Annotated in this window: 24 protein-coding genes and 1 pseudogene; 12 read left to right on the top strand and 13 right to left on the bottom strand. The window is 69.5% G+C overall.

The genetic code is table 11. The features are described 5' to 3' along the window. Positions 1–538: 538 nt before the first annotated feature. The 4 genes from IE200_RS11805 to IE200_RS11790 all read right to left on the bottom strand — a co-directional run bounded on the left by IE200_RS11805 (position 539) and on the right by IE200_RS11790 (position 3,414). Positions 539–1,372: a DUF3152 domain-containing protein gene (locus IE200_RS11805; protein WP_191279670.1), complete on the bottom strand. Its 834-nt coding sequence runs from the start codon at positions 1,370–1,372 to the stop codon at positions 539–541. 6 nt (positions 1,373–1,378) lie between these two features. Then, entirely contained in the window at positions 1,379–2,218 is an 840-nt protein-coding gene (locus IE200_RS11800) for a F510_1955 family glycosylhydrolase (RefSeq protein WP_191279669.1), read from the bottom strand. 75 nt (positions 2,219–2,293) lie between these two features. Continuing rightward, positions 2,294–2,860, bottom strand: coding sequence for a DUF305 domain-containing protein (locus tag IE200_RS11795; protein WP_191279668.1), 567 nt, complete (start codon positions 2,858–2,860; stop codon positions 2,294–2,296). An 86-nt stretch (positions 2,861–2,946) separates the two neighbouring features. Continuing rightward, complete coding sequence (locus IE200_RS11790; protein ID WP_191279667.1) at positions 2,947–3,414, bottom strand: DUF6153 family protein; 468 nt, start codon at positions 3,412–3,414, stop codon at positions 2,947–2,949. Positions 3,415–3,851: 437 nt separating this feature from the next. On the opposite strand from IE200_RS11790, the gene IE200_RS11785 reads away from it, so the two are divergent. From IE200_RS11785 to IE200_RS11775, 4 genes are all read left to right on the top strand, one after another. Continuing rightward, a complete protein-coding gene (locus IE200_RS11785; protein ID WP_191279666.1) occupies positions 3,852–4,775 on the top strand; it encodes a tyrosine-type recombinase/integrase in 924 nt (307 codons plus the stop codon). A gap of 74 nt (positions 4,776–4,849) precedes the next feature. Next, positions 4,850–5,305 (top strand): helix-turn-helix domain-containing protein, encoded by a 456-nt coding sequence (locus IE200_RS11780; RefSeq protein ID WP_191279665.1) that lies wholly within the window; start codon positions 4,850–4,852, stop codon positions 5,303–5,305. 1 nt (position 5,306) lies between these two features. Further along, on the top strand, positions 5,307–5,498 hold the full coding sequence (locus IE200_RS20750) for a PIN domain-containing protein (protein ID WP_229856428.1): 192 nt from the start codon (positions 5,307–5,309) through the stop codon (positions 5,496–5,498). Further along, positions 5,498–5,857 (top strand): PIN domain-containing protein, encoded by a 360-nt coding sequence (locus IE200_RS11775; protein WP_229856426.1) that lies wholly within the window; start codon positions 5,498–5,500, stop codon positions 5,855–5,857. The genes IE200_RS20750 and IE200_RS11775 overlap by 1 nt, the downstream gene beginning before the upstream one ends. 133 nt (positions 5,858–5,990) lie before the next feature. On the opposite strand, the pseudogene IE200_RS21200 reads toward IE200_RS11775, so the two are convergent. The 5 genes and pseudogenes from IE200_RS21200 to IE200_RS11750 all read right to left on the bottom strand — a co-directional run. Then, positions 5,991–6,131, bottom strand: a pseudogene (locus IE200_RS21200) (hypothetical protein); the annotation flags it as partial. Positions 6,132–6,215: 84 nt separating this feature from the next. Further along, positions 6,216–6,686 carry a hypothetical protein gene (locus IE200_RS11765; protein WP_191279664.1) on the bottom strand — a complete coding sequence of 157 codons (471 nt, stop codon included), beginning with the start codon at positions 6,684–6,686 and terminating at the stop codon, positions 6,216–6,218. A 41-nt stretch (positions 6,687–6,727) separates the two neighbouring features. Continuing rightward, positions 6,728–8,257, bottom strand: a complete 1,530-nt coding sequence (locus IE200_RS11760; RefSeq protein ID WP_191279663.1) for a carbohydrate-binding domain-containing protein — start codon at positions 8,255–8,257, stop codon at positions 6,728–6,730. Between the two features lie 72 nt (positions 8,258–8,329). After that, the gene (locus tag IE200_RS11755; RefSeq protein WP_191279662.1) at positions 8,330–9,460 is read right to left on the bottom strand and encodes a bifunctional glycosyltransferase family 2/GtrA family protein; all 1,131 of its coding nucleotides are present in this window, start codon (positions 9,458–9,460) and stop codon (positions 8,330–8,332) included. A gap of 4 nt (positions 9,461–9,464) precedes the next feature. Next, positions 9,465–10,406 carry a phosphodiester glycosidase family protein gene (locus tag IE200_RS11750; protein WP_191279661.1) on the bottom strand — a complete coding sequence of 314 codons (942 nt, stop codon included), beginning with the start codon at positions 10,404–10,406 and terminating at the stop codon, positions 9,465–9,467. A 193-nt stretch (positions 10,407–10,599) separates the two neighbouring features. Between IE200_RS11750 and IE200_RS11745 the strand changes: the two genes are divergently transcribed. From IE200_RS11745 to IE200_RS11735, 3 genes are read left to right on the top strand one after another with little or no spacing between them, the layout of a single operon-like run. After that, positions 10,600–11,217, top strand: coding sequence for a DUF4956 domain-containing protein (locus IE200_RS11745; RefSeq protein ID WP_191279660.1), 618 nt, complete (start codon positions 10,600–10,602; stop codon positions 11,215–11,217). A gap of 1 nt (position 11,218) precedes the next feature. Beyond that, entirely contained in the window at positions 11,219–11,998 is a 780-nt protein-coding gene (locus IE200_RS11740) for a polyphosphate polymerase domain-containing protein (protein WP_191279659.1), read from the top strand. Further along, complete coding sequence (locus IE200_RS11735) at positions 11,995–13,353, top strand: CotH kinase family protein (RefSeq protein ID WP_191279658.1); 1,359 nt, start codon at positions 11,995–11,997, stop codon at positions 13,351–13,353. The genes IE200_RS11740 and IE200_RS11735 overlap by 4 nt, the downstream gene beginning before the upstream one ends. A 95-nt stretch (positions 13,354–13,448) precedes the next feature. Here the strand turns inward: IE200_RS11735 and IE200_RS11730 are convergent, their stop codons facing one another. The 4 genes from IE200_RS11730 to IE200_RS11715 all read right to left on the bottom strand — a co-directional run bounded on the left by IE200_RS11730 (position 13,449) and on the right by IE200_RS11715 (position 17,573). Beyond that, positions 13,449–14,702 carry a sensor histidine kinase gene (locus tag IE200_RS11730; protein WP_229856424.1) on the bottom strand — a complete coding sequence of 418 codons (1,254 nt, stop codon included), beginning with the start codon at positions 14,700–14,702 and terminating at the stop codon, positions 13,449–13,451. Between the two features lie 149 nt (positions 14,703–14,851). Beyond that, positions 14,852–15,580 (bottom strand): response regulator transcription factor, encoded by a 729-nt coding sequence (locus IE200_RS11725; protein ID WP_191279656.1) that lies wholly within the window; start codon positions 15,578–15,580, stop codon positions 14,852–14,854. Between the two features lie 131 nt (positions 15,581–15,711). After that, a complete protein-coding gene (locus IE200_RS11720) occupies positions 15,712–16,878 on the bottom strand; it encodes a S1C family serine protease (protein WP_191279655.1) in 1,167 nt (388 codons plus the stop codon). Positions 16,879–17,360: 482 nt separating this feature from the next. After that, positions 17,361–17,573 carry a hypothetical protein gene (locus tag IE200_RS11715; RefSeq protein WP_191279654.1) on the bottom strand — a complete coding sequence of 71 codons (213 nt, stop codon included), beginning with the start codon at positions 17,571–17,573 and terminating at the stop codon, positions 17,361–17,363. Between the two features lie 22 nt (positions 17,574–17,595). On the opposite strand from IE200_RS11715, the gene IE200_RS11710 reads away from it, so the two are divergent. The 5 genes from IE200_RS11710 (at position 17,596) to IE200_RS11690 (ending at position 21,602) form a co-directional block, all read left to right on the top strand. Then, positions 17,596–18,762 (top strand): ArsO family NAD(P)H-dependent flavin-containing monooxygenase, encoded by a 1,167-nt coding sequence (locus IE200_RS11710; protein WP_229856423.1) that lies wholly within the window; start codon positions 17,596–17,598, stop codon positions 18,760–18,762. A gap of 84 nt (positions 18,763–18,846) precedes the next feature. Next, the gene (locus IE200_RS11705; protein ID WP_191279652.1) at positions 18,847–19,578 is read left to right on the top strand and encodes an arsenate reductase/protein-tyrosine-phosphatase family protein; all 732 of its coding nucleotides are present in this window, start codon (positions 18,847–18,849) and stop codon (positions 19,576–19,578) included. After that, entirely contained in the window at positions 19,575–20,351 is a 777-nt protein-coding gene (locus IE200_RS11700; RefSeq protein ID WP_191279651.1) for an aquaporin, read from the top strand. Before IE200_RS11705 ends, IE200_RS11700 begins: the two co-directional genes overlap by 4 nt. Continuing rightward, the gene (locus tag IE200_RS11695) at positions 20,348–20,824 is read left to right on the top strand and encodes an arsenate-mycothiol transferase ArsC (protein WP_191279650.1); all 477 of its coding nucleotides are present in this window, start codon (positions 20,348–20,350) and stop codon (positions 20,822–20,824) included. The genes IE200_RS11700 and IE200_RS11695 overlap by 4 nt, the downstream gene beginning before the upstream one ends. A 100-nt stretch (positions 20,825–20,924) precedes the next feature. Then, positions 20,925–21,602: an NADPH-dependent F420 reductase gene (locus IE200_RS11690; protein ID WP_191279649.1), complete on the top strand. Its 678-nt coding sequence runs from the start codon at positions 20,925–20,927 to the stop codon at positions 21,600–21,602. Positions 21,603–21,623 lie beyond the last annotated feature (21 nt).

Below are 21,623 nucleotides of genomic sequence, written 5' to 3'. Positions count from 1 at the left end.
CCAGTTCGTCAGGCACGACTCGCTGATGCCGAAGTCGGCAGCGATCTGCTTGATATGGACACCTGGCTCACGGTTCCTCGCGACACGGACCACGTCGTCGCGGAACTCCTGGGGGTACGGCTTCGGCACAGTGCACATCCTTCCAGCGGCACCTCTCGGCACCACAGATCAGATGTCACCTATCCGTGCAGCAGTCCCCCACTCGGGACTTGACCGTGCCCGACTCCCCGGCCGCTGAGTACCTGACGGGCCCGTATTGTGGTCTTCTACTAGACGTAAACACCCGCAACACCCGGCCCAATGCGGTTGCAGCGAGCGCGACCACACAAGTGCGTCAGCCGACGTGCTTGCAGGTCAAAGCACACTTTCACAACGACTAGCACGACTGGGCGGAATGCCTGCTCAACATCAAGAGGTCGCAGATTCAACCCGTCCATCTGCCTCGCGTATGCCACCATGCGTGAGAGCACGGGAGCCCAACGCAAGCCGGGGGCGCTCTGGACCACACGTCGGGATGCACGACCGATCGACGGTGGCGTCAGTGGGTGAGGAGATCTACCCGCGACGGCCATGGGTTCGGCCGACAACCGGCCAAACCCTTCGTCTGCTGCAACATCACCGGCGCGAGCCTTCCGGAACCGGGACATCCGACGTGGGGATAGCCCAAGGCGTGGCCCGTCTCGTGGTTGATGACGTAGCGCCGATATGCCGCAAGGCCACCGGCGTAGCTGTCTGCGCCGAACTGCCACCGCCAGGCGTTGAGAACGACGTTGCCCCCGTTGCGGCACGAGAGCCGGCCGTCCGTGTCGAGCGGCGCACACAGGTCGTTGGCGGTCTCGGGGGTGGCCAGAACGATGCGGAGGTCTGCATGACCCTCGACGCGGACGAGCGTGTGTCGCGTCGCCCAGCCGCGCTGGTCGGCCAAGGTTGCTTCGACCAAGCGCGCCACATCCATGCTGCTGAAGGGCAGACCCTGCTCGACCTCGACCCGGTAAGTCACCCCGTCCTGTGACCCGAGCGGTGATGCGGCGGCGACTTCGAAGGTGCCGGGGCCGCGCTCCGGGATGCGAGTGGCGGGGGAGGGCGGTCGCTTGGGATTTGGGTCACGATCGCGACCGACCGCGACCTCGCCGTCTGGTCGCTCGCCCTTGAGAGTCGGGTCAGGGTACGGCGCGGACGGCGGCGGGGCCGCAACAGCAGTGCGACGGCTCGCCCCCTCGGTATCCGGTGCGTCGCGGGCGAGGAACGCGGCGGGCACAGCCACGGCGGCAGTCGTCGCCAACACGGCCAGTCCGGTCAGCCATTTCGTGGCGCTGCGACGCGGCGCGCGATGGGATCCACCGCGTCGATGCGCCGCCTGGCGTTCGCTCATCGTCCCTCACAGCACGCGCGACCAGGTGTCGCCGCCGTCGGTGGAGCGGTAGACGGCCGTCTCGGTGGCGCCGTACCAACCCTGGTCGCTGATGGTGAACGCGGCGGGTTGGCCGCCGATCGATCCGACCTCGCGCCAGGTTCGACCGGTGTCGGTGCTGACCCGAACGACGCCGTCGACGTCGATTCCGGCCAGGGTCCCGTCCGCAGTGGTGTCGAGGTACATCATGCTCGGGCCGCCGAGCTCACGGGTCTCGCCGGACCTAGTGTTGATGCTGAGGAGCTGGCCTTTGCCGTTGGTCGCGATCAGCAGGTCGTTGTCATCGACCGCCGCCACGCTGATGACCGGACCTCGGTATGTCTCGTCGAAGCTCTTCCGGTCCTCGGTGCGCAGGAGGCGGGCAGAGGTTGCGTCGTATGCGTAGAGGACGTCGCCGGCGGGTTCGAGGATGTGGAAGTCCGCCTCGCCCAGAAGCGCGAGGGCCGTCCACGTCTCTCCGGCGTCGGTGGACTCGATCAGGCCCAGGTGAGCGGGCAGGTCCTCGCGGAGGTCCGGGTGCCCGCTGCCGAGGAAGTGGCCAGGGCCGACGACGGTGAACGCCATCGTGTCCTGATACCGGTCTGCGACCCGGCTCGGCCGGCCGCTCTGGTCGACGTGGAACAGGCCGAAGTGGGTGGCGACGTAGAGGCTGTCGTCGGCCGGGTCGACGCCGAGACCGTGGATGTGGCCGACGCTCGTTTCCTCATCGGCGGGCGGCGCTGTCGCTGGGGTGTCCTTGACGCAGCCGCCCGAGAGGAGAGCGGCGCCGAGGAGGATGCCTGTGAGGGCGATGCGGGGTCTGTACATGAGGGCGGCTCCGAGGCGAGGATTGGTGCCGGGCAGGCGCAGGAGTTCCGTCCTGTTCGGGCCCCAGGGACGAGATCAGGACTTCAGCAGGTCCTGCATCGTCTGGATCTCCTCCGCCTGTGTCGTCTCGATCTCCTTGGCCATGTCGACGGCCTCGGGGAACTCGCCCTCGGACTGCTCGGTCATGGCCATCTCGATCGCACCCTCGTGGTGCTCGATCATCATGGTGAGGAACATCTGGTCGAACTCCGCGCCGGAGGCCGCCTCGAGGTCGGCCATCTCGTCCTCGGTCATCATTCCGCCCATGTCGTCGGAGGACATGTCGCCGTGATCCATGCCCGACATGCCCTGATCCGGGACGTCCTCGCCCCATGACTCCAGCCAGCCGGTCAGAGTCTCGATCTCGGGGCCTTGGGCTGCCTCGATGTCGGTGGCGAGGTCCTTGACCTCCTGGCCTTCAGCGCGTGATTCGGCGAGGTCGGCCATCTCGATGGCCTGCTGGTGGTGGGGGATCATCTCCTGGGCGAAGGTGACGTCGGCCTCGTTATGGCTGGCCGCGGTGTCAGTGTCGTCGTCGTTGCTGCAGGCGGCAAGGGTGAACAGCGAGGCCGCCACAACGGCGGTGATCAGCGACTTGCGCATGAGTGTTTCTCCATCTGTGTGATCAGGTGTCTGGGCAGGCGAAACCACGAGCCGCCCAAACGTGGGCGCCTCGTGACGAATGCCTGTCAGCAGCGGATCACACAGAGCATGCCGAGGCTGGGCGGGTCCCGGTCACGCCCGATGAACAGTCGGGGCTGCCATGCCGGCAGCAGGGTCCGGGGGATGCGGACACCCCGACGCACCAGCAGGAGTGCGATCCCGAGCACCAGGCCGGCCAGCACGGCTAGGCAGAGGCCAAGAAGCCCCGCACCGTTCTCGCCGATGGGCTCCTCAGAGCTCATTCCCACTGGATGACCCGCGACGATCGGTTCGGAGGTATCCGGCTCACTGGCCGCTTGCCCGGAGTGGTCATGACTGAGGGGGCCGCTTGCGGCGATCATGACATTCGCACTCGGGGATGTTGCCCCCATGGTGTGGGCGCCGGTGTGAAATCCCCAACCATGCATCGACAGAAGACCGAACAGCGCGACGGCCACGGCGGCCAGCGCGTAGCGCGCGCCGCGTGTCCCGGCCGGTGCTCGGAGGTCCCGCATGCCGCCGATCCTAGTTGGGCACGAACAGGCGCGAATCGTGGCTCATCCTCCGAGCCGACTGCGATTCGAGTCACGCCGCGCTTATGTCCCGAAAACGCCAGCGCAAGCCGGCTGATCCGAGCAGAAAACGTCAAGATGATCTGGAGCCGACACGGCGGGTTGTGCGCATCTGTGCAGGTCAGAGCACACATCGGCAAGTGGGGTCAAAAGCGCCAGCGGCGGAACGCACACGCGCTGGAGGTCCAGAGGTCGCAGGTTCAAATCCTGCCCCCGCTACCAAGTTTCAGGCTCGGAATCTACGGATTCCGAGCCTGAAAGCATTTAGAGATTTGATCCAGGTACCACTTACTGTCGCGAAATCTGGACCCAGCCTGACGTGGGCTGAATCGCAGCGGCCGCGAGGTCGTCGCTGGCGCAGTCGTCTGCTTCCGTCGAGTATGGAACCCATCGATCCCACCCCCGCCGCACTACTCGGTCTGCTTCCGGAGTGGGAGCTCGCGCTCCGAGCCGAGAACAAGACGCCCGGCACCATCGAGGCCTACGTCTCCGGTACGCGTCGCTACCTCGACTGGTGCGCCGCAGCCGACGCGGCCCCGATGCTCCGGACCTCCCTGCAGACTTGGATGGCCGACCTTCTCGAGGCCGGCAGCGCACCCGGCACCGTGCTCGCACGTAAGCAGTCGGTCAAGCGCTTCGCTGACTGGCTGCTCGCCACCGGGCACTTGCCCGGCCATCCCTTCGTCGGCGTCAAGGGGCCAGCGCAGCGGCGTCCGATCGTGCTCCCGCTCTCCGACGACGAGCTGCGCGCCCTGATCGCCACCTGCACCCACCCGGTCCACCGACCCGACGAGAAGCTGCACCACCGCCGCGACGAGGCCCTGATCCGGCTCATGCTGGAGACCGGTATCCGGGCCGGCGAGGTCGTGGCCCTCGACCTCGCCGATCTCGACCTCGACATCCACCGGATCACTATCCGCCGCGGCAAGGGCGGAGGCCTGCGCACCATCCCGGTCGGCGTGACCACGATCGCCGCAATCCGCCGCTATCTCCCCGAACGCGACCAGCACCCGGCCGCCGATGGTCCGCGGCTGTGGCTGGGGGAGCGCGGCGCCACCTTCGGCTACGACGGTCTCAACCAGGCCCTGCGCCGCCGCGCTCGGCACGCCGGTATCACCGGATTCCACCTGCACCGGCTCCGGCACACCGCCGCCCACCGCTGGCTCGCCGCCGGCGGCTCCGAATCCGGACTGATGGCCGTGGCTGGCTGGTCCCGCACCGACATGCTGGTGCGCTACACCCGCGCCACCGCCGCCGAGCGCGCCGCCGCCGAAGCGCTGCGCCTCGACCTCGGGAACCTCTGACGAACCCGGGACGTTGATCTATTGCGTTTGCTTCGAATATTGCGAATAATGGAAGTCTTGAGAGAGGAGCCACCATGACCGCCCTGGCACTCGCCCCCGTCCAGCCCGACGAGTCCGACATCACCACCGCCGTCGAGGCGCTGCCGCACGTCAAGGACTACCTCGCCACGCACACCGACAGCGTCATCCGGCTCGTCGTCGCCGACGACCCCGCGGAGACGCTTGTCGTCCCGCGCAGCGCGGTTGAACTCCTCGCCCGGGTGCTCGCACACATGGCCTCCGGCCAGGGCGTCTCGGTCGTGCCCGCCCATGCCGAGCTCACCACACAGCAGGCAGCCGAGCTGCTCAACGTCAGCCGGCCCTTCCTCATCGGGCTGCTCGACGCAGGGGACATCGAGTACCGCAAGGTCGGCAAGCACCGCCGGATCAAGGCCCAGTCCCTGATGGCCTACATGGCCCGCGACGACCAGGCACGGCGCGACGCCGCCGACGAGCTCACCAGACTCAACCAAGAGATGGGCCTGCTCTGAGGTGTCGTTCGTCGTCCTGTACGACGCCAACGTGCTCTACCCGAGCACGCTCCGAGACCTGCTCATCCGCATCGCCCAAGCCGGACTCGTTCAAGCGAAGTGGACCGACCAGATCCTCGACGAGGTGTTCCGCAACCTGACCGGAACCGGCCCGACCTCGACCCACACAAGCTGGCCCGTACCCGGGAGCTGATGAACAAGACCGTCCGCGACTGTCTGGTCACCGGCTTCGAGCCGCTCATCGACGCGCTCGAGCTACCCGACCCCGACGACCGGCACGTGCTCGCCGCAGCGATCAAGGCCCGCGCCCAGGTCATCGTCACCAACAACCTCAAGGACTTTCCCCTTGCCGCGCTCGAGCCGTGGGACATGGAGGCTAAGTCTCCCGACGACTTCATCCTCGACCAGATCGACCTCGGCCGCGAGACGGTGTACGGCGCGGTCCAGCGGATCGCCGATGCGATGGCGAACCCGCCCGCCACGGTCGCCGATGTGCTCGCGATGCTCGAACGCGACGGCCTCGTGGAGTCGTCAGCAGCTCTCCGTCCCTGAGTGGGAGCTCGCGCGCGGCGGGAGGACCCATCAATCCGCCCAGAATGACGGGAACGCTCGGCGTGGGCTTCGGATGCAGGTTTGAAAGTCCGGTTGCGCCGTAGTCCAGCAACCCGATGCAGACCAGAGTTGCCTACCTCGGCGATTCGACGAGGGTGATGGTGTCTGTCGCGCCGAGGATGTGGATGGACTTCCTGGCCCTAGTCAAGGCGACGTAGAGGTCGTTGACCTGGAGGTGCATGGCGATGTCGGCGATGAGGACGTGGTCGTACTCGAGACCCTTTGAACCGCCGCGCCCAGGAAGGGACTCACCCCGGCCGCCTCGGGGGAGTGGCGGGCCGGGGTGAGTCGTTCGGGGTCAGCCCTGTGTGGCCGAGTTCTGGGTTGAGTCCTGGCTGGAGTCGGTGGAGGAGTCGTCGGGCTGGCCGTCCCCGTCGAAGTCGGGTGCATCGCCCGCGGCGCCGCCTCCATTGGTCTGGCCGTCGGGCTGACCGTCCATCTGGCCATCCATCGGACCGCCTGGCGGGCCATCCATGGGTGGCCTGAACCCATCGCCCTCCCGGTCGAACCCGGGCACCTGCTGGGTCGGGTTGGTCTGTGCGTCTCGGTCGGCGACGGCGTACCCGGCGCCGAACCCGAGACCGCCGATAGCCAGGCCGCCGGCCACGATGCCGGCGGCGATCGCAGAGCGTCCGCGGGGGAACAGGCGACGCCAGCTCCGCGGTCCATCCGATGTGGCTGGTGCTTCGTTGGCTGCCGGCTGACCGCTCTCGGTGGCCGGGTCGGTGGTGGTCTCAGGGACGGTGGTCTGCTCGTACTGGGTGCTCATCGCTCGTTCCTTCGTTGGTGGTGTGTGCGGGTGGGGTCGGCTCAGCCGCCCATCGGTCCTCGGCCGCCTGCGGGAGCGTCGCCCGCGGTGACGGCGATCTCGGTGCCGTCGACGCTGAGGGTGTAGGTGGCGCCCTGCTCGATGTCGGCGGAGGAGTAGACGACCGAGGCGAAGTCCTTCGCGACCGTATACGCCGCGATCTCGGTGCCGTCGGCGTCGGTGATCACCACCTCGGAGCCGGCGACAGCGGTGGTCGAGAGCGCCGTGGCGATCCACCCTTGGGCTGAGTCGGTCGAGGGGGCGACCATCATCCCGGAGCTGCCGGTGGCCATCAGGGTGCCGCCGGTGATCGCGAAGGTGCCGTTGACGTCGAGGGCTCCGTTGCCGTCGCTGGTCGGGCCGTAGACGGTGATGTCCCCACCCGTGATGGTGGCGTAGCCGTTGGAGTCGAGTCCGTCACCGCTGGACCACACCTCGATAGTTCCGCCGTTGATGACGAGGTTGAGCGAGTCGTCGGCTTCCATCCCGCCGCCGCCCATGCCGGGCTGGCCGCCGGCGGTGCCGTCGGTGGCGGCGCTGTCGTCAGAGGACGTGACGTTGATCCCGTCGTCGGCCGAGTGCAGCTCGATGTCACCGTCGTCGATGATGATCAGCGATCCCTCGATGGCCTCGTTCGAGCCGGCCACGTCGATGGCACCCCCGGAGACGAGGACCTGGACGCCCTTGACGGCGTCGTCCTGGGAGCTGATCTGGATCGACCCGCCCTCGACGAGCACGAAGCCGGCGCCGGCGTCGGTGGTGTTGTCGGACTTGAGGCCGTCGTCGACGGAGTCGATGGTGACGTCGCCGTCGGAGACCACGAGGTAGTCCTTGCCGATGATGCCGTCGTCGACGGAGGTGACCTCGATGGATCCGCCGCTGATGACCAGGCCGTCCTTGCCCACGACGCCGTTGTTGGCGTTGCCGGTGACGGTCAGGGAGCCGGAGCCGCCGATGGTGAGGTCGGCGGTGGAGTAGAGCGCCCCGGTGGATGCCTCCTCGGAGGTGTCGTCGTACGTCGAGGCGTCGGTGAGTGAGTTGTCGCTGCCGTCGGCGAGCACGACCACGACGGACTCGGCGTCGACGACGTTGATCGCGGACGTGGTCTCGGAGGTGATGGTCGCATCGTCGAGGACGAGTCGGACGACCCCGTCGGCCGCACTGTCGACGACCACCTGGCCGGCCAGCTCGCCGTGGAGACGATAGGTCCCGGCCGCGGTGATCGTGACCGTCCCGTCCTCGCTGGTGACCGCGTCGCTGTCGGAGGTCGCCGACGAGTCGGCGAGGCTCACGTCCACGACGTCAGCCTCGTCGTACGACGTATCGCCGGCATCCACCTCGATGTTGTCGGCGAGCGCGTCGGCCACCGTGGTCGCGTCGGTCACGGAGACGGCCGAGGTCGTGTCGGCGACGCTGCTTCTCGTGGTGCCGGCGCTCGTGCTGGAGTCGCTGGCCGCGGTGCTACCGCAGCCGGCGAGGACGGCGGCGGCCACGGTCGCGGCCAAGGCCCGCCGGAGCTTGGGAAGTCGCATGGAGTGGGACCTTTCGGGGATGGTGTCCTGCGTCGTCGATGCCGCGGTGGCGGCCGGTGAGGACGATGCTGCTCAACCGACCTGTTGGCGCGGTGGCATGACCTTGTGAGCCCGCTGTGAAGGTGCGGCGAACACGATTCGGCGCTGGATCGCGAAACTGAGGGACACCAGCCCGAGCTCGGTCAACAGCTTGGCCGGCAGCAGATCCAGGCCGACCTGGGTGAGCGCGCGGAGGGTCAGATAGTTGAGCACCAACAGCACGGCGGCCAGCGCGGCGTAGCGGCCCAGGGCGGGGCCGGTGCGGCAGCGGCGCCTGGGATCGAAGACCACGCGTCGGTTGACGGCGAAGTTGATGCCCGCGCTGGTGAGCCGTGCGCCGACCACCGAGAGCAGCAGGTCACCGGTGAGCGCCTCCAGGAGCAGGAGCGCGACCGTGTCGACCGCGAAGGTGGCCAGCGACGAGGCGAGGAACAAGACCAGTGGAACGTAGACGCGCAGCGAGTCGACGACGGGCCGGAAGTGCGATGAGCTGTTGTGGTCGAGGTAGATGGTGTCGATCGGGACCGTGTCGAGCCCGATGCCCGCGCGCGCGGCGCGCAACAGCATCTGCAGTTCGTAGTCGTAGCGGTCGCCGGGGACCCTGGTCGCCCAGCTGAGGAGGCCGGGCGGGATCCCGCGCAGCCCAGTCTGGGTGTCGGAGAGTCGCAGGTGTGTGGCGGCGGTGAAGAGCCATCGGGTGAGGTCGTTGCCGAGGCGGCTGCGCAGCGGGATCGGCCCGTCGAGCCCGCGGGTGCCGAGCACCAGCCTGCGTTCGAGGGGGTCGGCGCCGAGCCGGTCGGCGACCGCGATGATGTCGCGCGGGGCGTGTTGGCCGTCGGCGTCCGCACAGACCACGGCCATGCCGGGCCGGGTTCGGGCGACGTGCTCGAACCCGGTCTTGAGCGCCACGCCCTTGCCTCGGTTGCGGGCGTGGGTGAGAACCTCTGCGCCCAGGGCGGTCGCTGCGTCGAAGACATCGGTGAACGCGCTCCCGGTGCCATCGTCGACCACGACCAGCGGCCACGTTGGCCGGGCCGCGCGCAGCTGGGCCAGCGTGCGGAGCATCGCCGGACCTGGGCGATAGGCGGGGATGAGGACGGTCGGGGGAGCAGCCGCCTCAGCGGCCGGGGGCGGCGCTGTCGGGCTGGTGGTCAGCGAGGACACCGGATCAGCCCCGGACGTAGAGGATGTCGGAGGTGCCGCGTTCGCCGCCGTTGCTGGGCCGGTTGATGACCTCGCCGTTGAAGTACATCGTCGAGGAACCGCCGCCATCGAGGTTGTACGCCGTCGTCGCGCCCAGGCCCCGCATCAGGGTGGCGAGCTCGGTCATCGACGCTCCGGCGCTGTAGCCGGTGTCGCGGCCGTCGACCACGACCAGGACGAGGTGGTTGTCGTCGATGACGCCCACCGCGGTTCGCGGCTGGTCGCCCTGGATGGAGTGGTTGCCGAAGTTCGTGTCGACCTCGACGTCGTCGATGCCGTCGAGCACCTGGCCGTCGGCTATCAGTGCCGGACCGAAGGAGAGGGCGTTCCAGACGCCCGCATCAACCAGGCTCTGGGCGTCGGTGGCGGTCTCGTCGTACAGCTCGACGTGCCCGTCGCGGTAGAACGCCAATCCCTCCCGGGTGCCCTCATCGCGGTACGCGACGCCGTTGCGGATCACGATGCCGGTGTCGCGGAAGCCGTAGTAGTCACCGTTGATGGCGAAGATCGCGCCGTTCTGCTCGGCGATGTCGGAGGTCTCGTCGATGACGTTGGTGCCGAAGGAGTCGCCGGCGAACGCGGACTTGAGCACCGTGGCGTCGCTGAGCACCAGGTCGGCCACGAAATAGGTGACCGCCTGGTCGCCGGTCCCGGTGGACACTTCGCGGACCGTGATCGTGGTTCCGTCGGCGCTCCAGCTGTCGTCGGTGAGCACCGCCTGGTCGGTGTCCAGGACGGTGCCGTCGCTGCCGTGCGCGGCCTCGTAGGCCGAGGCGTCGGCCACCTGGACGTGGTCCACCACGTAGCGGTCCAGGGCCCAGGCGCTGCTGCCAGCGGTGAGGGCGAGGGCAGTGATCCCACCCACGAGGAAGCCGGGACGGGTGGGGGAAGGCGTGCGAGTCGGCATGGTGGACTCCTCTCGTCGGGATACCCCATGACCGTGTCCGGCGCGTCTGTCCGGAGCCTGTGCCCCACCCGTCGCCCCCGTGTGACCGACGTGCCGACGCCTTCACAGTTGCGGCACAGCGTCGCGGAAGCCCGGCGACAGGTGGGCCGGTGAACCTTCAGGGACACCCAGCCAACCCGGAGGAATCACCCGCATGAACACCTACCTGCTCGCCGGCGCGGATCTCATCGCCGTCCTCGTGCTCGCCCTTGCCGTTTACTTCCCGCGGCACCGCCGTGGAGACCTCGTCACCGCCTTCATCGCGGTGAACGTCGGAGTCTTGGCCGTCACCATCGCGCTCTCCAGCAGCGCCGCCACGGTCGGGCTCGGACTGGGTCTCTTCGGGGTGCTCTCGATCATCCGGCTGCGTTCGGCCGAGCTCGGCCAGCACGAGATCGCCTACTACTTCGCCTCCCTGGCGCTGGGCCTGCTCGGTGGCCTCGGCGCAGGTGACCCGCGACTGGCCGTGGTGCTCATGGGTCTGCTGGTCGTCGTCATCGCGGTCGCCGACAGCGGTCTGCTCCAGCGAGGCGCCCGCCAACAGATCGTGGTGCTGGACTCAGCCATCACCGACGAGGCCGCCCTCGTCGAGCGGCTCGAACTCGTGCTCGACGCCCGGGTCCACCGCGCCGTGCCAGTCCGGGTGGACCTGGTCAACGACGCAACCACGGTCGACGTCCGGTACGCACCGGCGCCGCGCGCCACCATCCCCGTCCCCGACCCCGAGCGCGGTCGTGCGGTCGGACTCGCCACTCGCGGATCGGCCCGTTGACATGGACGCCCTCGCCACCCTTCCCGCCGTCGGACTCGACGCCCTCAACGCCGCCTCGGAGCTCCTCGTGCGCACCGACCGCAAGTACGTCATCCCGCTCGACGACCTGGCGCCAATGCTCATGGGCGTCCCCGGCCTGCGTGTCCTCGAGATCGACGGCCGGCGCAAGTCCCGGTATGAGTCGACGTACCTCGACACCACCGACCTGACAAGCTGGGCGGCCTCGGCCCATCCCCGCCGGCGTCGTTGGAAGGCCCGCACGCGGCTCTATGCAGACACCGGCGAGTGCTGGCTGGAGGTCAAGACCCGCGGCACCCGGGGCGTCACGGTCAAGGAACGCCTGCGCTACGACGTGGCGTCGCGCGACGAGATCAGCGTGGAAGCTGCGGACTGGGTGCGCGAACGACTCGTCGCCGCCGGCTCGCCCGAGATCGACCCGCGCGGGCTGGTGGCGACGCTGACCACCAGCTACCGGCGTACGACACTGCTGCTGCCCGCGGGCGCCGGGCGGGCGACCATCGACTTCGACCTCTCCTGGACATCGGCATCGGGTCGCGCTGAGGCAGGCAACGTGCTCGTCGTGGAGACCAAGTCCGCGGGCCGCACCGCCGGACCACTTGACCGCACGCTGTGGCAGCTCGGGCACCGACCCGCCCGGATCTCCAAGTACGGAACCGGACTCTCCCTGCTCACCCCCGAGTTGCCCGGCAACCGATGGCACCGGGTCACCACCCGTCACCTCGCCGCCACCCTCCGCGTCACCGAAGGAGCAGCCGCATGACCCCCATCAAGCCTCATCTCACCCGACCCGCGATCAGCCTGGCAACGGCCGCCGTGCTCGCCCTGGGAGGCTGCTCGGTCAGCGGCACGGGCTCCACCTCCACGGCCAGCGGGTTCCAGAAAGCCACGAGTTCCTCGGGCGGCGGCACCGGTGTCTGGGACGAAGAAGTGCTGCACGACATCAGCGTCGACGTCGACGAGAAGGCGGTCACCGCGATGATCGACACCTACCAGGAGTCCGGTGAAAAGGAGTGGATCGAGGCAACCGCCACCATCGACGGAACGACTTTCGAGACGGTCGGCCTGCGGCTCAAGGGCAACTCCTCGCTCCGCGGTGTGGACGACGACGCCGACCCGGCCGACCTGCCGTGGCTCGTGCGCCTCGACGAGTTCGTCGATGGCCAGGAGCTCGACGGCTGGACAGACTTCGTCGTGCGGTCGAACGACTCCGAGACCGCGCTCAACGAGGCGGTCGCCCTCGACCTGCTGACGGAGGCCGGTCTTGCCAGCGAGCACGCTGTCGCCACCTCGTTCTCCGTCAACGGTGGCGAGCCCCGGCTGCGGCTCGTCGTACAGGCGCTCGACGAGGCATGGGCGGTCGAGCACTTCAGCACCGACGGACTGCTCTACAAGTCAGAGGCCGGTGGAGACTGGTCGTGGCGCGGCACTGACCCCGACTCCTACTCTGACGTCTTCGATCAGGAGACCGGTGAGGACGACCTCGAGCCGCTCATCGACTTCCTGGACTTCCTCAACAACAGCACCGACGCAGAATTCGAGAGCGGCCTGCCCGAACGGCTCGACATCGATGCCTTCGCCCGCTACCTGGCGTTCGAGGACCTGGTTGCCAACTTCGACGACATCGACGGTCCTGGCAACAACTCCTACCTGCGCTACGACGCCGAGTCGGACGGCTTCACCGTCGTGGCCTGGGACCACAACCTCGCCTTCGGTGGCGGTCCGGGGGGCGGCCCCGATGGCGGTCTTCCCGATGGAGATCGCGGAACGGGCTTCGGCGGCGAACCTCCCGAAGGAATGCCCGAACCGCCGACTGGCGAGCGGCCCGAAGGAATGCCCGAACCGCCGACCGGAGAACGCCCCGAACGAGGCTCCGGTGGACCCGGAGGCAGGTCGAACGTCCTGGTGGAGCGGTTCACCGCCGTGAAAGTGTGGGCGGACCTGGTCGAGCAGGCGAAGCTCGACCTTGCCGAGAGCCTCTACACCAGCGGACGGGCCGACGAGATCGTCGACCGGTGGGCTGCACTCCTGACAAGCGAGGCGGGCCACCTGGTCGACGCTGACACCGTCGCCGACGAGGCAGACGCCGTGCGTGAGGTCATCACCGAAGGATCCTGATGCGGCCAGACCGCTGCGTCGTGCCTCGGCACGACGCAGCAATGGCTTTGCCGACCGGCGCGCAGGAGGGAGTACCTCCCGTGCTTCCGGGCGTTTCAGTCCTCGGGCAGCCACACCGTGACTGTTGTGTCACCCGGGCGGCTCTCGAGGGTGACCTGCCCGCCGAGTGCGTCGACGATTGCCGCGACCAGGGCCAGACCCAGGCCGACGCCGCCCTCCCGGTGTCGCGCACGATCTCCACGGGTGAATCGCTCGAACGCCCGTTCGGTCAGTTCCGCGTCGAACCCGGGACCGTCGTCGTGGACGCTGAAACCGCCAGCGTTCGCCGCGGCGGTCACGGTCGTCCCAGGGGGCGTGTGTTTGCGGGCGTTCGTCAGCAGGTTTGTGATCACCTGGTGGAGGCGCTGCTCATCGCCCCGCACCTCCACGGCGTGCTCAGGGAGCTCGAGTCGCCAGTGGTGCTCCGGTGCGAGGACACGGGCGTCGGTGACGGCCTCGAGCAGCAGGCTGGTCAGGTCGACCGTCTCCTGGGCCAGCGGCCGTCCCGCATCGAGACGGGCCAGGAGCAGGAGGTCCTCGACCAGGGCGGTCATCCGCTGGGACTCCTCGTCGACCTTGGTCAGTGCGGTGCGCAGCGCGACCTCGTCGTCGGGTCGTCGGCGGGCGAGCTCGGAGTACCCGGCGATGGTGGCCAGCGGCGTCCGCAGCTCGTGTGAGGCATCGGCGACGAACTGTCGCACCTGCAGCTCGCTGCGGTGTCGGGCGGCCAACGAGTTCTCGACATGATCGAGGAGGGTGTTCAGGGCGCTGCCGACCTGCCCGACCTCGGTGCGTTCGTCGGTGAGCCGCTCCGGCACCCGCTCGTCGAGGTCGATCTCCCCGGTGGCGAGCGGCAGCTCGGCAACCCTGTGGGCGGTCCGGGCCACGTCTCGCAGCGGTGCCAGCTGACGGCGTACGACGAGTGTGCCGACGAGGGCCGCAGCGGCGATGCCCAACAGCGTGGCCAGCAGCTCGAGCCGCACCAGGTCATCGACCGTGGCCTCGGCCTCGGCGCCGGGCAGACCGACGACCACCTGGCCGCCGGCCACATCGGCGGCCAGGACTCGGTAGGAACCCAGGCCTGGAAGGTCCACGGAGACCGGTTGGTCGCCTGCCGTGACATCGGTCAGGGCGTCGAGCTGGGCGTCGGTCAGCGGGGTCGCTTCGGGCCAACCGTCCTCGCTCTCGGCAAGCCTCTGTCCCGTGGTCCGGCCGGCGTCGGGCACCACCGCTGTGACGGTGCCCACCGCTTGTCCCGGTCCGAAGTCGCCGCCGGGGCGCGGTCCGCCGGGCCCCCCGACGGTGCGCATCAGGGCATCCCGCACATCCGCGTCCAGCCGGGCGTCGAGTGTGTCCCGCATGGCGAGCGTGGTGACTGCTCCGATGGCCATGGCCGTGACGGCCACGAGTAGGACGGCAATCGCGACGAGCCGCCAGGTGAGCGTCCGCATTCGTCCCATCACGAGGCCGGCTTGAGGACGTATCCGGCGCCGCGCATGGTGTGGATCATCGGTTCGCGGCCAGCGTCGATCTTCTTGCGCAGGTAGGAGATGTAGAGCTCGACCACGTTCGCCTGCCCGCCGAAGTCGTAGTTCCATACCCGGTCCAGGATCTGTGCCTTGCTGAGCACCCGCCGTGGATTTCGCATGAGAAAGCGAAGCAGCTCGAACTCAGTCGCGGTCAGCGATATCTCGGCTCCTGCCCGGAACACCTCGCGACTGTCCTCGTCGAGGGTCAGGTCACCCACGCTGAGCAACGAGGAAGAGGCAGCCTGCTGCGCACCGGCCCGACGCATCAGCGCCCGCAACCGGGCAACGACCTCCTCGAGCGAGAACGGCTTCGTGACGTAGTCATCGCCGCCCGCCGTCAGCCCGGCGACCCGGTCCTCGACGGCGTCGCGGGCGGTGAGGAACAGCACCGGGACACCCGGGTCGCCGGAACGAAGCCGACGGAGCACCTCCATGCCGTCGAAGTCGGGCAGCATGATGTCGAGGACCACGGCGTCGGGGCGTGACTCCTTGGCCGCCGCGACGGCCTTGGAGCCGGTGTGGGCGGTCGTCACCTGCCATCCCTCGTAGCGTAGCGCCATCGCGATCAGCTCCGCGATGTTGACCTCGTCGTCCACCACTAACAGCCGCAGTGGCGAACCGTCGGGACGGGTGAGCGCAGGGACCTGCTGTTGTTCCATGGGCGGCATCTTGCTGACGGTACCTGTGAGTTTCCTGTGCACGAACCCTGCGGGAGGCATGACCTCGCCCCAACCTCACGATCGGAACGGAGCCCGAACACCCCTGAGAGGCCAGGCAGCCGTGGTGTTTGTCAGGCGATCGGCGCGCGAGACAGGGCCGTGCGTGCCTGGTGTCGCTCGCCCTCGGCACGTGTCCAGCTCATGGAGACGACATCACCCGGCTGATGGGCCGCGATGACGCGCTGTAGGTCGGCGATCGTCGACACCGCAGAGCCGTCGAGCGCGGTGATTGTGTCCCCAGCGGTGAGACCGGAGGCGTCCGCCGCTAGACCGTCCACGACGCCGGCTACCACCGGCGCGCCGGTGCCGGAGACCAGAGACACGCCTAGGAAGGCGTCGTAACCCAGCTCGAGGGATCCTGACTCCTCGCCGGCTACGACCTTCGCCGCCACCCGCTCAACTCGCTGGATCGGGATGGCGTAGCCGACGATGTCGCCGTAGCCGGACGAGGCAGCGACGGTCATCCCGACCACCTCGCCCTGGGCGTCGAGCACGGCGCCGCCCGAGTCACCCGAGATCACGTCGGCGTCCAATTCGAGCAGGCCAGTCAAGGTGCTCTGGCTTCCGTCGTCCTCCGTGACGGTGATCGATTCACCCAGCCCGGTCACGGTGCCTGCCGCCGCCGTGAGATTGCCGCCGTCCCCGCCCGCGTCCCCAACTGCGGTCATCGCGTTACCGATGGCCACACCGTCGTCGTCCAAAGCCACTTCGGCGACGTCCGGAGCACCGTGCAGACGCAGCACGGCGATGTCCTTCTCTGCGTCGGTACCCAGCACGGTTGCCCGGTAGGACTCGTCGGTGCCGGGCATGCTGATCATGACTCGCGTCGCACCCTCGACGACATGGTGGTTGGTCACTACCAGGCCGTCTTCCCCGTCCAGGACCAACCCGGTCCCGGCCGCCTCGCCGGCTCCGAAGTCAACCGTCGTGGACACCAGCACGACCCCGGAGGATTGCGTCGCATCGGCCGTGGTGACGTCGAGCATCGTCGATGCCGAGGTGGAAGCGTCGTACGGCGACGTGGCCCATCGCCGCGAGTCGGGTCCGACGGGCCGAGGGCCGCCGATCCAGCGGGGATCGGCCAGCGGCGCCAGGAGCGCAGCTCTACCGGCCTGATCGGCCGATTGGGAGGTCGCACTCCCCGCCGAAGCGGGGAAGAGCACAAGTGGCATGGTGATGGCTGCGGCACCCAGGGCGGCGGTTGAGCGCCGAGCAAAGGTCGAGACGGGCACGCTCATGGAGGACTCCTTCAGGTCGGTCGATGCCGCCAAGATGACCCCGCGGTCTATGTGCAGGCTGTGTAGGAGCAGTCAGCAATCTCCGATCTGGCGCAGCCGAGAGCGATCACGTCCGAACGGAGATCGGCGCCGAGGAATTCGGGATCAGAGCCAGGAACCATGCTCGGGCCGTGTGGACGGTTCGACGCGCTTCGATCGAGCTCCTCATCGCGGACCTGGAGGGGTTTCGAACCATGTCCACTTACGGTCCAGAAACACCCGGCCCGTGTCCGCACCCAACGGGTATCCTGAGACCGGAAGCGAGGGCGAATCCCTCACTACACCGAGCGAATCGGTAGTATCCCGCCCGAAGCAGCAGTAGCCGCGACGCCCCTGATGGCGTCCAGAGGTCGCAGGTTCAAATCCTGCCCCCGCTACAAATCCGAAAGACCCTCACAGTCTGACTGTGAGGGTTTTTCGCATGTGCGCGCCCGCCACGCCCGTCACTCCAGGTGGACGGTGCGGGTGCCGTCGCGCAGGTGGGCCAGGAGCGCGGTCCGCGACAGCGTGCGCGGGCCGCAGTCGCACCACGCCGGCAGGGCGTCCTCGGCCTCGGGGGCGTCGAGCAGGTCGACGAGCTCGGCGCCGCTGGGGGAGCCGTGGTGGCCGGTGTCGATGCGGTCCTTGGACCCGTGGCTGCCGGGGACGCGCGACACCCCGGACGCCGGTGGGATGCTGGTGCCCCGGCCCGAGGAAGGAGCACGCACCATCGACGACCACCGGACGGCCCCGACCCCCGAGGTCGCTGCCGGGGTCCCGCAGCGGCGTGAGGTCGAGGTCGTCGTCATCGGCGGCGGCCAGGCCGGTCTGGCCACCGGGTTCTACCTGCGGCGCGCGGGACTCGTACCGGGTCGCGACTTCGTCGTCGTGGACGCCGCGGACCGGCCGGGCGGGGCGTGGCCCCGGACCTGGGACGGCCTGCGCCTGTTCTCGCCGGCGGGTTTCTCCTCCCTCCCGGGATGGATGATGCCGCCGTGGGACGACGCGACCCGCGGCTTCCCCACGCGCGACCACGTGGTGGAGTACCTGACCCGCTACGAGGAGAGGTACGGCTTGCAGGTGCAGCGACCGCACCGCGTGGAGTCCGTACGCCGTGCCGATGACGATCCCGGTGGCCGCCTGCTCGTCGAGGCGCCGGGGCTTGCCCTCTCGGCTCGCGCGGTCGTGTCCGCGACCGGCACCTGGGACCGCCCGTTCTGGCCGACATACCCCGGGATGCGTACGTTCGCGGGCCGCCAGCTGCACGCGGCCGGCTACCGCGTCCCCGAGGAGTTCGCCGGGCAGCGCGTCGTCGTCGTGGGCGGGGGCAACTCCGCGGCGCAGATCCTCGCGGAGGTGTCGACCGTCGCCGACGCCACGTGGGTGACCACCCGGCCACCACGGTTCCTGCCCGACGACGTCGACGGGCGGGTGCTCTTCGCGACCGCGCGAGCGCGGATCGAGGCGCTCGAGCAGGGTCGCGAGCACGCAGGCGTGGCCGGGCTGGGTGACATCGTCATGGTCGCCAGCGTCAAGGACGCCCGCGATCGCGGCGTCCTGCACGCGCGAGCGATGTTCTCCCGGCTCACCCCCGACGGTGTCGCCTGGGCCGACGGCACGACGCAGCAGTGCGACGCCGTGATCTGGTGCACCGGGTTCCGCCCCGCGCTGCGACACCTGCGACCCCTGGGGCTCCGCACGTCGGCCGGGCACGTCGCGGTCGGCGGGCCGTCCGGCACCCGCGCGCTCGACGAACCTCGGCTGCACCTGGTCGGGTACGGCGACTGGACCGGCCCCGCGTCCGCCACCCTGGCCGGCGTGGGTCCCTCGGCTCGTGCGGTGGCTGCTGCGCTGACCAAGCGGTAGGGCGGTGGGCTGGGCCGATGAGTTGCGCCCCACCCGATGTCTCAGTCATGGTTGACTCAAACGTAACTGAGTGAATGGACGACGATGGACTTCGACGAGCGAGTGGCAGCCCTGGCGGCGCTGGCCGACCCGGCTCGCCTGCGCATCGTGGACCTCCTCAGTGCGGGGGACGCCTCGCCGAGCGAGCTGCGCGGCGAGCTCGGCGCACCCTCGAACCTGCTCGCCCACCACCTCAAGGTGCTGGAGCAGGCGGGCATCGTGTCGCGCCACCGCTCGCACGCCGACCGGCGCCGTACGTACCTCCGTCTGCACCGTGACCGCCTGTCCGGGTTGCTGCCCGCCGCGACCGCTGGGGCCGAGGAGGCGCCGGGGGTCGAGCGCGTGGTGTTCGTGTGCACGGCGAACTCGGCGCGATCGCAGCTCGCGGCCGCACTGTGGCACCGGGCGAGCCCCATCCCCGTCGCGTCCGGGGGCACGCACCCCGGCCCTGCGGTCGCGCCGGGTGCTGTGGCAGCGGCGCGACGGCACGGGCTGACCCTGGTCCAGGATCGCCCGCAGGCACTCGAGGGGCTGCTGCGCAGTGGTGACTACGTCGTGACGGTGTGCGACGCCGCGCACGAGGAGCTGGGCCCGGCCGAGCACCCCTCGGAGACGAAGCCCGGGACGCCGGTCCGCCTCGCGGGCGTGAGCCACTGGTCGGTGCCCGACCCGGTGGCCGTCGGCACCGACGCAGCCTTCGACGCCGTGTACGAGGACCTCGCCGGCCGAGTCGCCGACCTGGCCCCCCGCCTCGAGCACGCGGGGAGCCGCGCATGAGCGGGGTGCCGCTGCACCGACGTCTGGTGGCCGAGCTCCTCGGCACGGCGCTCCTGGTCGCCGTGGTCGTCGGGTCCGGCATCGCCGCGCAGCAGCTCTCCCCGACCGACGTCGGCCTGCAGCTGCTGCAGAACTCGACGGCGACCGTACTGGGCCTCACGGTGCTGATCCTGCTGTTCGGGCCGGTCTCGGGCGCCCACTTCAACCCGGTCGTGTCCGCAGCCGACTGGCTCCTGGGGCGCCGCGCCGGCACTGGCCTCTCCGGCGGCGAGGTCGGTGCGTACGCACTCGCCCAGTCCGCCGGCGCCGTCGCCGGCGCCGTGCTGGCCAACGTCATGTTCGACATCGACATCACCGAGCTGTCGGGCAAGGAGCGCGCCGGCGCGAACCTGCTCGTCGCCGAGGTGGTCGCCACGGCGGGCCTCGTCGCGCTGATCTTCGCCCTCGCCCGCACCGGACGTGGAGCGATGGCGGCGTCGGCCGTCGGCGCGTACATCGGCGCCGCCTACTGGTTCACCGCCTCGACGTCCTTCGCCAACCCCGCCGTGACCGTGGGCCGGATCTTCTCCGACACCTTCGCCGGCATCGACCCCGCCTCCGTGCCCGGTTTCGTCGGGGCCCAGGTCGTCGGCGGGCTGCTCGGCATCGGGCTGGTCCGCTACCTGTTCCCCGACGTCGCGGGCGCCGCGGACGACGTCGTCGTCCCGCACCCGCACCACCAGCCCGACCACCACGCCGACCACGACCCCGCCGACCCCAGGAGTACCGGATGACGACGCACGACACAGCCGCACCCGCGACGACCCCGAGCACTTCGACCGACGTGCCGCAGGTGGTCTTCGCCTGCATCCGCAACGGCGGCCGCTCGGTCATCTCCCGTGTCCTGACCGAGCACTACGCTGGCGGGCGCGTCAACGCCCTGTCGGCAGGCACCCAGCCGGGCGAGCACATCCACCCCGAGGTCGCGGACGCGCTGGAGAGGCTCGGGCTCGACACGTCCGGCGAGACCCCGACGAAGCTGACGCGCGAGACCATCGAGGCCTCCGTCTTGGCCATCACGCTCGGCTGCGGGGAGGAGTGCCCGTACGTCCCCGGCGTGCGGTACGTCGACTGGCCGGTCGCCGACCCGGGCGGCCAGGACGAGGAGACGGTGCGCGCCGTCATCGCCGACATCGACGGTCGGGTCCGGCAGCTGCTCATCGAGCTCGTCCCGGACCTCGAGCTCCCGCCCTCCGTCCTCGGCTGACGGGATCCGCCACGCCCTGTGACAGGTGGCTTCTCGCGAGTAGCGTCCGTCGCAGGGGCAGACTCTCCGTCTGCCACGTCCTTTCGCGAAGGAGCTCCCCATGCACGTCGCAGTGCTCGGCACCGGCATGGTCGGCCAGGCGATCGCCGGTCGTCTGGCCGACCTCGGCCACTCCGTCGTGGTGGGCACCCGCGACCCTCAGGCGACGCTGGCCCGCACCGAGCCGGACCAGATGGGCAATGCGCCCTTCTCGGCCTGGCGAGATGCCCATCCGGAGGTCGAGGTCGCCACGTTCGCGGACGCGGCCGCTCGGGCCGACCTGGTGGTCAACGCCTCCTCGGGTGCGGCCACGCTCGAGGTGCTCGGGCTGGCCGGCGCGGACAACCTGGCCGGCAAGGTCCTCGTCGACATCGCCAACCCACTGGACTTCTCCGCCGGCTTCCCTCCGACCCTCTCGGTCAAGGACACCGACTCGCTCGGCGAGCAGGTCCAGCGCGCCTTCCCGGAGGCCAAGGTCGTCAAGAGCCTCAACACCCTCACCGCCTCGCTGATGGTCGAGCCGCGGGCGCTGGGGGAGTCGAGCACCGTGTTCGTCTCCGGTGAGGACGCCACGGCAAAGGCCACCGTCGTCGAGCTGCTGGAGTCGTTCGGTCACGACGACGTCATCGACCTCGGCGGCATCGAGACCGCGCGCGGCACCGAGATGCTGCTGCCGGTCTGGCTGCGACTCATGGGCTCGCTCGGGACCGGTCACTTCAACTTCAAGGTCGTGCGCTGACCGGGCACGGCGGAAGAGAGC

This window comes from Nocardioides flavus (ex Wang et al. 2016), from assembly GCF_014653115.1.
GTDB lineage: Bacteria > Actinomycetota > Actinomycetes > Propionibacteriales > Nocardioidaceae > Nocardioides > Nocardioides flavus.
The sequence above is the reverse complement of the archived record's forward strand: the minus strand, read 5'-3'. Positions and strand labels throughout refer to the sequence as shown.